Source organism: Rhodococcus sp. NPDC019647, assembly GCF_044389235.1.
In the GTDB taxonomy this organism is placed as follows: Bacteria; Actinomycetota; Actinomycetes; order Mycobacteriales; family Mycobacteriaceae; genus Rhodococcus_F; species Rhodococcus_F oxybenzonivorans.
The window spans coordinates 68,471-76,834 of the sequence record NZ_JBIRXS010000034.1; the positions used below are offsets into that span (position 1 = coordinate 68,471).

The 8,364-nt window shown below is 68.5% G+C and carries 8 protein-coding genes and 2 pseudogenes; 7 read left to right on the forward strand and 3 right to left on the reverse strand.

Annotated elements, in window-relative coordinates:
• Window positions 1–8 precede the first annotated feature (8 nt).
• From ACH49N_RS34110 to ACH49N_RS34120, 3 genes are all read left to right on the forward strand, one after another.
• Window positions 9–1,082, forward strand: coding sequence for a multicopper oxidase domain-containing protein (locus ACH49N_RS34110; RefSeq protein WP_317747658.1), 1,074 nt, complete (start codon window positions 9–11; stop codon window positions 1,080–1,082).
• A 131-nt stretch (window positions 1,083–1,213) separates the two neighbouring features.
• Window positions 1,214–2,362, forward strand: coding sequence for a ZIP family metal transporter (locus ACH49N_RS34115; RefSeq protein WP_358277032.1), 1,149 nt, complete (start codon window positions 1,214–1,216; stop codon window positions 2,360–2,362).
• Window positions 2,359–2,772 carry a Rieske 2Fe-2S domain-containing protein gene (locus ACH49N_RS34120; RefSeq protein WP_317747657.1) on the forward strand — a complete coding sequence of 138 codons (414 nt, stop codon included), beginning with the start codon at window positions 2,359–2,361 and terminating at the stop codon, window positions 2,770–2,772. Before ACH49N_RS34115 ends, ACH49N_RS34120 begins: the two co-directional genes overlap by 4 nt.
• A 50-nt stretch (window positions 2,773–2,822) precedes the next feature.
• Here ACH49N_RS34120 and ACH49N_RS34125 read toward each other — a convergent pair whose 3' ends face one another.
• On the reverse strand, window positions 2,823–3,455 hold the full coding sequence (locus tag ACH49N_RS34125) for a methyltransferase domain-containing protein (RefSeq protein WP_317747656.1): 633 nt from the start codon (window positions 3,453–3,455) through the stop codon (window positions 2,823–2,825).
• An 86-nt stretch (window positions 3,456–3,541) separates the two neighbouring features.
• Here ACH49N_RS34125 and ACH49N_RS34130 point away from each other — a divergent pair, with 86 nt between their 5' ends.
• The 4 genes from ACH49N_RS34130 (at window position 3,542) to ACH49N_RS34145 (ending at window position 6,836) form a co-directional block, all read left to right on the forward strand.
• Entirely contained in the window at window positions 3,542–3,871 is a 330-nt protein-coding gene (locus tag ACH49N_RS34130) for a winged helix-turn-helix domain-containing protein (RefSeq protein ID WP_317747655.1), read from the forward strand.
• 31 nt (window positions 3,872–3,902) lie between these two features.
• Entirely contained in the window at window positions 3,903–4,289 is a 387-nt protein-coding gene (locus ACH49N_RS34135) for a DUF3703 domain-containing protein (protein WP_317747654.1), read from the forward strand.
• The gene (locus tag ACH49N_RS34140; RefSeq protein WP_317747653.1) at window positions 4,282–6,459 is read left to right on the forward strand and encodes a cation-translocating P-type ATPase; all 2,178 of its coding nucleotides are present in this window, start codon (window positions 4,282–4,284) and stop codon (window positions 6,457–6,459) included. The genes ACH49N_RS34135 and ACH49N_RS34140 overlap by 8 nt, the downstream gene beginning before the upstream one ends.
• 62 nt (window positions 6,460–6,521) lie before the next feature.
• On the forward strand, window positions 6,522–6,836 hold the full coding sequence (locus tag ACH49N_RS34145) for a hypothetical protein (RefSeq protein ID WP_317747652.1): 315 nt from the start codon (window positions 6,522–6,524) through the stop codon (window positions 6,834–6,836).
• A 50-nt stretch (window positions 6,837–6,886) separates the two neighbouring features.
• Here the strand turns inward: ACH49N_RS34145 and ACH49N_RS34150 are convergent.
• Together ACH49N_RS34150 and ACH49N_RS34155 are read right to left on the reverse strand one after the other, a co-directional pair.
• Window positions 6,887–7,120 (reverse strand): annotated as a pseudogene (locus ACH49N_RS34150) (PhnD/SsuA/transferrin family substrate-binding protein); the annotation flags it as partial.
• A pseudogene (locus ACH49N_RS34155) lies at window positions 7,120–7,449 on the reverse strand (radical SAM protein); the annotation flags it as partial. The pseudogenes ACH49N_RS34150 and ACH49N_RS34155, both read right to left, overlap by 1 nt.
• Between the last annotated feature and the right edge of the window lie 915 nt (window positions 7,450–8,364).

The following is an 8,364-nucleotide window of genomic DNA, read 5'->3' on the forward strand; positions in this document are numbered from 1 at the left end:
GCGGTGCAGTGAGCGCGCCATCGCGCCGTCAGTTGCTGCTCGGAGGGGCCCTGGCGGGTTCGGCCGGGCTGGTACTGGGGGCGGGGAGACTGTCGCAGTCGCCCGCCGAGCATCATCCCGGGGGAGGGGATGGAGCCAACGCTGAGGGTCACGCCTCCCACAGCGCCGGAACCGCCGGCCATGGTGGTGGGATCAGCGGGGCCACGTTCCGGCTGGGCCAGCAGGTCGATCACGCGGCGAACGGGTTTCATCCCACCGCGATGCTGCGCGATTTCGACTACGGCACCACCTCCGTGCTGCCGGACGGGCGCACGCTGCGCGAGTGGGAGATCTTCGCCGGCGACGCGGAGATCGAGGTCGCGCCCGGGGTGTTCTTCCCGGCGTGGACGTTCAATTCGCGGGTGCCGGGTCCCGCGCTGCGCTGCCGAGAGGGTGACCGGCTGCGGGTGCGGTTCACCAACGGGTCCGCGCATCCGCACACGATGCACTTCCACGGCATCCACCCGGCGGAGATGGACGGGATCCCCGGGGTGGGTCGGGGCATCATCGAGCCCGGCGAATCGTTCACCTACGAATTCGACGCCACCCCATTCGGGCTGCACCTGTATCACTGCCACGTCAGCCCGCTGGCCGAGCACATCGCCCGCGGCATGTACGGCACCTTCGTCATCGACCCTGCGCAGGGGCGCCCGCCGGCCGACGAGATGGTGATGGTGATGCACGGCTACAACACCACCTTCGACGGGGAAGGCAACCAGCTCTACGCCGTCAACGGCATCCCGTTCCACTACATGCACGAGCCCGTGCAGGTCAAACGTGGTGAGCTGGTGCGCATTTACCTGGTCAACGTGCTCGAGTACGACCCGATCAACAGCTTCCACGTGCACGGTAATTTCTTCGACTACTACCCGACCGGGACACGGCTCGAGCCGGCCGAGTTCACCGACACGATCGTTCAGGCCCAGGGACAGCGCGGAATCTGCGAAATGCGGTTCCCCCATCCGGGCAAGTACATGTTCCACGCCCACAAGACCGAGTTCGCCGATCTGGGCTGGATGGGATTCTTCGAGGTGACCGAGTGACGAACACACCAGACGCCTCGACGCCGGACACCCCCGAACACACCGGGCTCACCGACACCGAGGCCGCACCGCCGGATGACACCGATACCGCACCGCCGGATGACACCGGCACCACTCGCGGCGGCGCGTGGATCCGCGGCGTCGGCGTGGTGGCGATCATCGTCGCCGCCCTGGCGGCGCTGGCGATGCTCGCCGGGCAGAGCCTGCCCGAGCGCACCGGCCCGCCGATCGAGAACATCGCGGTCGAACGCACCGTCCTCGAGCCGGGACAGACCAGTCTGACCTTGCGCAACGTCGGCCCCGATCCGGTCACCGTCGCGCAGGTGTTCGTCAACGACGCCTTCGTCGACCTCGACGGCGCCGAGGAGCCCCTCGGGCGGCTGGACTCCGAGACGATCACGCTCGACTACCCGTGGATCGCCGGCCAGCCCTACCTGATCTCGATGCTGACCAACACCGGACTGGTCATCGAACACGAAATCCCCGCCGCGGTGGACACCCCGCAGCCGGGGGCGGCGTTCTTCGGAACCATGGCGCTGCTCGGCCTCTACGTGGGGATCATCCCGGTCCTGCTGGGCATGCTGCTGCTCCCGGTGATGCGCCGGGCGAGCGCGGAGGTGGTCAAGTTCGTGCTCGCCGTCACCGTGGGTCTGCTCGTCTTCCTCGCCTTCGACGGCGCCAGCGAGGGACTCGAGCTGGCGGCGGCCTCCGGTGGGGCGTTCGGTGGCACCACCCTCGTCGTCCTCGGCGCGGCCGCGGCCATCCTCACGCTCATGGGAATCGACCGGTACCTGCGGGCCCGTCGTGCGCGCGCCGACGCCGCCGGGGCGTCCGAGCTGCGGTTGTCGGTCATGATCGCCGCCGGTATCGGGTTGCACAACCTCGGCGAGGGCCTGGCGATCGGATCGGCCTACGCGGTCGGGGAACTCGCCCTCGGAGCCTTCCTGGTGATCGGCTTCACGTTGCACAACACCACCGAGGGCCTGGCCATTATCGCCCCGCTCACACGTCGGCGCACCTCCGTGCCGACACTGCTGGGGCTGGGGATGCTCGCCGGTGCACCGGCCATCCTCGGTGCGATCCTCGGCGCCGGGGTAAGCAATACCGAGGTCTCGGCGTTGCTTCTCGGTGTCGGTGTGGGCGCGATCATCCAGGTGATCATCCAGATCGTCCCGTCCTTGCGAAGCGATGACCGCACCGGGTCGGGGCCGTGGGTGCTCGTCGGCATCGGCACCGGAATGCTCCTGATGTTCGTCACCGCTCTGGCGGTGCCCGCATGAGCACCCTCCCATCGCCCACAGGGATGCCGCGCCGAACCTTCCTCGCCGCCGCCTGTGCCACCGGCTGCCTCGCGGCCGCCGGCTGCAGCACCGGGGCGGCCACCGCCGGTGACAATCAGGCGGATTCGGCGCGGATCGCTGTCTCCGATGTCCCGGTCGGCGGCGGGATCGTCCTCCCGCAGCAACAACTGGTCATCACCCAGCCGCAGGCGGGTGTCTTCCGGGCCTTCTCCGCGGTGTGTACCCACCAGGGCTGCAGCGTGTCCGAGGTCCACGACGGCACCATCAACTGCCCCTGCCACGGCAGCCGCTACTCCATCACCGACGGCTCCGTGGTCCGCCGGCCCGCCCAGCAACCCCTGGACGCGCACCCCGTCACGCGCACCGGGGACGTCCTCAGCATCGGCTGACCACACCACCACTGGCATTGCCCCGTCGGCGTTCGCGGCCTGCCTGCGTGTCAGGCAGGTTTGTGGGCGATGATGCGGAATCCGACGCCGCCCCTGCCGCTGCGGTGCACGGTGTCGATGGTGAACCCGGCCTCCTCGAGATAGGGCGCAGGATCTCGGGTCAGGTGGTCGGTGCCGAAGCGGACGGACAGCGGTTCGACCGCACGCATCAGGGCGAGGCCGATCGTGTTGGTCGCCGGCCCGTGCTCGGCCAGGACGATCCGCCCGCCGGGAACCAGGACCCGCAGTGCTTCCTTACTGGCCTGCAGTGGGTCGGGGATCGTGCAGAACGTGAACGTCGAGACCACCGTGTCGACCGAGGCGTCCGGAACGTCGAGTTCCTGAACATCGCCGCGGCGCACCTCGACCCGCTCGAGCCGGTCCTGCGCGATGCGTCGTCGGGCGACGTCGAGCATCCCCTCGGACAGATCGACACCGACTACCTTCTCGACCTGCGGCCCGTACAGCGGCAGGTTCAGGCCGGTCCCGACTGCGATCTCGAGCACCCGCCCGCTGGCCTGCGCGACCGCCCACTGCCGAGCCGGTCCGAGCACGAACCGTTCGAAGAATCCCATTTGCGTGTCGTAGTGCCGCGACATCGTGTCGAAGACCTTCTCGACCTTGGCATTTCCGGGTTGACGCATCACGGCCTCCAGCCGTCGTCGTGTGGCCTGACCCACTCAACCATACATATTGACCTGAATACAGATATTTCTGTAACGTCAGGGTTATGGAGACCCTGGTGCACAGCGACGCGCTCTCTCGATTCGGCTACGCGTTGTCGGATTCGACCCGTTCGCAGATCCTGCTGAGCCTGCGCAGCGGTCCCGGGTATCCATCGGATCTGGCCGAGAAGATCGGGGTGTCCCGGCAGATCCTGTCCAACCACCTGTCCTGCCTGCGCGGCTGCGGCCTCGTCGTCGCCGTTCCCGAAGGCCGCCGGGCCCGGTACGAGCTGGCCAATCCGCGGATCGGCCGGGCCCTCGACGACCTCATCGGCCTGGTCCTCGCGGTCGACCCGACCTGCTGCCCGGCCGCCGATACCGACAACTGCTGCTGATCGCTCCTCATGCGAACCGAAGGGCACCGACATGCACAAGCTCACCCCCGCCGTGCGGGACCTTTACGAGCGTGAAATGACCGCTGCGCGACAGACTCCCGACGCGCAGCTGCGCTGGTCGCATCTCGAACGGGCGCACATCGTCTCGCAACCGCACCCGTGGTTGCACACCCGCAACCATGTCGCGATGCTCGCTCTTGCGTTGCGCCAGCACAATCGCCGGGAGGCACTCGGGCAGGTCCTGCGGATCATCGTGGCGGCCCCGGGGTCGCTCAGTGGCCGCTACCCGGAGGGCAACACCGGGCGCACCGCCGCCGGGCTGATGACACCGATGCCGATACCGGCGGATCTGGCTGCCGCTCTCGCGGGCGGTTCCGCCACCGACAGCGCACAGAATTCGGAGGTCAACGGTGGCTGACGCATGCTGCGGGCCCGCACCCGCGAGGCCGAACCCCGCCGACGAGGCGACCCCCGATCACGGTCCGGTACGGCTGCGGCAGGTCCGCGAGCTGCAGTACGCGGTCATCGCCGCGGTCCTGCTCGGCGCCGGATGGCTGATCGGCACAGCCGGATCCGAGCGGCTGGGAACACTGCTCGCACTGCTCGCCGCCGTGGTCGCCGCGGTCTCCTTCGTTCCCGGGGCGGTGCGGAATCTTCGGCACGGCCGGATCGGGGTCGGCACCCTGATGACGATCGCCGCCATCGGCGCGGTCGGACTCGGACAGATCCCCGAAGCGGCGATGCTCGGCGTCTTGTTCTCCATCGCCGAAGGCCTCGAGCACTACGCAGTGACCCGCACCCGCCGCGGACTGCGCGCCCTGCTGTCCCTCGTGCCGCCGACCGCGTCGGTCCTGCGCGGCGGCACCGAGATCATCCTCGCCCCGGACGAGCTGTCCATCGGCGACATCATGGTGCTGCGGCCCGGCGAGCGGGCCGCCACCGACGGGGTGATACGGTCCGGACGAACCAGCCTGGACCTGTCGGCGATCACCGGCGAATCCGTCCCCGTCGAGGCAGGCCCCCGTGACGAGGTCCACGCCGGGGCGATCAACGGCGGCGGCGCCGTCGAGGTGCAGGTCACCGCACTCGCCGCCGACAGCTCGCTGGCCCGGATCGTGCACATCGTCGAGGAGGCCCAGGAACGCAAGGGTGCCGGACAACGGCTCGCCGACCGGGTCGCCCGCCCCCTGGTCCCGGCGATCATGATCCTCGCCTCCCTGGTCGCCGGCCTCGGGTCCCTGCTCGGCGATCCGATGCTGTGGATCGAGCGGGCCCTGGTCGTGCTCGTCGCCGTCTCCCCCTGTGCCCTGGCGATCGCCGTACCGCTGACCGTGGTCGCCGCGATCGGCGCCTCCAGCCGACACGGCGCCCTCGTCAAGGGCGGAGCCGCAGTCGAGGAACTCGGCCGCATCCGAGTCATCGCGCTCGACAAGACCGGCACCCTGACCCGCAACACCCCGCAGGTCATCGCGGTGATCACCCGAAACGGGGTATCCGAGCACGACGCCCTCACCGCGGCCGCGGCGCTCGAAGCCCGCAGCGAACACCCCCTCGCGCAGGCCATCCTCACCGCAGCAGGTGACGTCACCGCCGCCGAGGATGTCACCGCCGTGCCCGGACACGGGCTGCACGGCACCGTCGACGGAATCCCGCTTCGCCTCGGCAAACCCGGATGGATCGACCCCGGTGATCTCGCCGACGACATCGCCCACCTCCAGGGCGACGGCGCCACCGTGGTGCTCGTCGAACGAGACACCACCGTCATCGCGGCCATCGCGGTCCGCGACGAACTGCGCCCCGAGGCACCCGAAGCCGTCCATCGACTCCGGGGGCTGGGCATCGACGTGGCCATGCTGACCGGCGACAACCGCCGCACCGCCGAGACACTCGCCGCCCAGGCCGGAATCTTCACCGTGCACGCCGAACTGCTCCCCGAAGACAAAGCAGCTCTGCTCCCCGCACTCGCCGGAGGCCGGAGAATCGCCATGGTCGGCGACGGCGTCAACGATGCCCCCGCACTCGCCACCGCCGACATCGGAATCGCGATGGGCGCCATGGGAACCGACGTCGCCATCGAAACCGCCGACGTCGCGCTCATGGGGGAGGACCTGCGCCATTTGCCCCAGGTCCTCGCGCACGCCCGCCGCGCCCGCCGCATCATGCTCCAGAACATCGGGCTGTCCCTGGCCATCATCGGTGTGCTCATCCCGTTGGCCGCGACCGGTGTCCTCGGCCTGGCGACCGTGGTGTTCATCCACGAATTCGCCGAAGTCTTGGTCATCGGCAACGCCATCCGCGCCGCCAAGGCCACCGCCCTGCCCGGGCTCACGGCCGCACCCACCACCACCGGTGCGGTGCATGTGAGCGTGGCACCCGCAGTCCACACCCCAGACGACCTCTGCTGCGCATCGGCCCGCACCCGCACCACCACACCTGCACATACAACGGCGGCCGGGCCGAACCTGCTCAACCTGACTCCGCTCGCCCCGCCAACGTCGGCAGACGCCGAGGACGACGGATGTGATTGCTGCGCCCCGACACCGGCACCGGAGGGCGTCATGCGGACGAATGGGTCGGAGCACCCATAAGCGGCGAAAAGGATCCAGAGCTGACTCGTCGAAGCGCTCGCCGGAACGGCACGGTCGATGTCATGAACGTGGAACTGCTGGTCGTTCCGGGTTGCCCGCACGAAGCAGCGGCACGAACTCTGCTCGACGCGGCTCTGGTCCTCGAAGGGCTGATCGATGTCGAGGTGCACACGACGGTGATCGACACCGAAATTGCTGCGCACGCCCGTCATTTCACGGGTTCACCGACCATCCTGATCGACGGCACAGACCCGTTCGCATCCCCCGCGAACACTGTCGGACTGTCCTGCCGAATGTATGTGAGCGAATCGGGCCTGTCCGGTACACCCTCCCTCGCTCAACTACGACGCGAGCTACGCCGACCACCCCGGGCCTGATCGGGAGGGTTTCAACGCCGCGCACTATCCCCATGTCAACGCTCCGCGTGTCTCCTGATCGACAGCTCGGTGGGTGGGATCCCCGCCTGGGCGAGGTAGTGCAGCGGCAGGATCGCCGCGTGTGCGGAGTCGGCCGATCCCAGGGCCAGGCGTGTCCCGGCGAACTCGCCGGGTCCGGTGATGGAACTGCCGGGTGGGGCCACAAACACGGTGCTGAAGGTGGTGTCGGTGTCGCGTTGCGCCAGCGGTGTGGCGTGGCCGTCGGTCTGCATGACGGTGCGCAAAGGTAGATCTCGCCGACACCCCACTCGGCCGCTTCGGCGACCAGCCGGGCGATCCGCTCCACACCGAGTTCACGGCGGGGGGCGTGCGGGGACGAGGAGACGCAGCAGTAGTCGCAGGCGAGGTTGCAGTGAAAGTTGGTGTACAGCCACAGCCGTGCGCCCGGCATCCGGTCGGGACCGAGCGCCTCGCGCGGGTCGGGTGCGTGCCCGCGCCGCACGAGAAGCGTCCCGGTGTCGGCGGCGTCGACGTCCTCCCGGACGATGGTGTTTCCACTGTGGGCGCACCACCGCCGCCGCACTCTTCCCCTGCGCCTAGAACGGAGGGGCACCGGAAGACCTACCCATCCGGGTAGGAGGTGAAGATTCGGCACAGCCGGTACTCGGGTTTGCGGATCGACGAGGCCCGCCAGGCGTTGAGTCTGGTCCGCCGATGAGTTCACGGAGACGCTGCGGCACCTGTCCTCGAGGACCGGGACGAGATGCTCGCTGGTGCCTCTCCGGCGGCGCGTGAGTTGCTGCTCAGTGTGCTCGATAGCCCGCCGGGGGTCTATGTCCAGGGCCGCGACGGGCGGCCCTGGCTGGACCCTGCGGCATAGTTCACCTCTCTCCGTGTACGGCCCGCACCCGACTTCCGGGGTGCGGGGCCGTGTGCTGTGTGGGGCCGTAATGGTGCTGTGACCTGGTGTGATGACATGGCCCCGGTTTGTGATGTGGGGGTGCCGGCGATGTGTCGGGGGAGTGCCGGCGCCGGGTGTCGGCGGGCGCGCGCGGGTGTCTGTTTCCTCCGGTTTTGAGCCATTTTTGAAAGATGTTAATTTGCAACATGATTGGGTAATCAATTGGTGAATAAGTTTTTACGTGTCTTGTGCACAAACTTCAGGTTGTAAGGTTCTGAATCGATTGTTGAAGAACAGTTTTGGATTTTTGAGATTTTCGACTATTTTGGGTTGTGTGGGGGTGGGGTGGTATGCTGTGGTATGAGATGGAGCGGCGCGGGAAGGCGAGTGGGCGGCGGGTCGGGCGCACCCTCCCGCCCCCCAGCCCCGTTGGGGTGTGGGGGACCGGATCGAACGGGACGATGAAAAGCGCAGGTAAGAACCTAATCTCGGAAACTCAGAGGAGCGAAGCGACTCGATCGACGGCAACGCGAATGGGCCCACTGCGAGCCGCGCAGCGGCTCCCTGGCGGGGAGCGAAGCGACTCGCCCCGTCTCCCGGCGCGAAGCGCCGGGAGCAGCGCCGCGG

What these genes read in the sequence shown, in the direction of transcription:
- ACH49N_RS34120 (WP_317747657.1), top strand. Translation starts at nt 2,359, where the DNA reads ATGAGCACCCTCCCATCGCCCACAGGGATGCCGCGCCGAACCTTCCTC.
- ACH49N_RS34125 (WP_317747656.1), bottom strand. Translation starts at nt 3,455, where the DNA reads ATGCGTCAACCCGGAAATGCCAAGGTCGAGAAGGTCTTCGACACGATG.
- ACH49N_RS34130 (WP_317747655.1), top strand. Translation starts at nt 3,542, where the DNA reads ATGGAGACCCTGGTGCACAGCGACGCGCTCTCTCGATTCGGCTACGCG.
- ACH49N_RS34135 (WP_317747654.1), top strand. Translation starts at nt 3,903, where the DNA reads ATGCACAAGCTCACCCCCGCCGTGCGGGACCTTTACGAGCGTGAAATG.
- ACH49N_RS34145 (WP_317747652.1), top strand. Translation starts at nt 6,522, where the DNA reads ATGAACGTGGAACTGCTGGTCGTTCCGGGTTGCCCGCACGAAGCAGCG.